The 503-nt window shown below is 70.2% G+C and carries 1 pseudogene; it reads left to right on the plus strand.

The window, feature by feature from the left end:
* Window positions 1-295: 295 nt before the first annotated feature.
* Window positions 296-503, plus strand: a pseudogene (locus tag FUT87_RS28120) (hypothetical protein); the annotation flags it as partial.

Below are 503 nucleotides of genomic sequence, written 5' to 3' on the forward strand. Positions count from 1 at the left end.
GTGGGTGCGCAGATGGCCCTGGTCGTCCAGGATGTAGCCGCGCAGGCGGGGATTCCGGTCGAAGGCCCGGGCGAGTGCCTCGCCCAGGGTGCGGGCGTCGCAGTCCAGCTTCGGCGTATCGACGTAGCGGTGCAGTTGGGCGGTGAATTCGACGTGGGCCATGGTCGGCGATCCTGCGACGAAGCGGGCCGCAAGAAAAGAGGGGCGACCAGGGACGACGAACGGGCGCTCGTCCCTTCGACAACGCGGGCCGGTCGGCTTGGGCAGAATCGCGGGCCCTCCCGGCCAGCCTGCCATGCCCAACGACATCTCGACCGCCACCGACCGCGCCCATGCCCGCACCGGCATGCTCTACGCCGCGCTCGCCTACATCGCCTGGGGCCTGTTCCCGCTGTACTTCAAGCGCCTGAGCGAGGTGAACGCGCTCGAGGTCATCGCGCATCGGACGGTCTGGTCGCTGGTGTTCGTGGCGCTGGTGCTGGCCGCCTGCGGCGCTGGGCCTG

The sequence above is a fragment of the Mitsuaria sp. TWR114 genome (genome assembly GCF_007997345.1).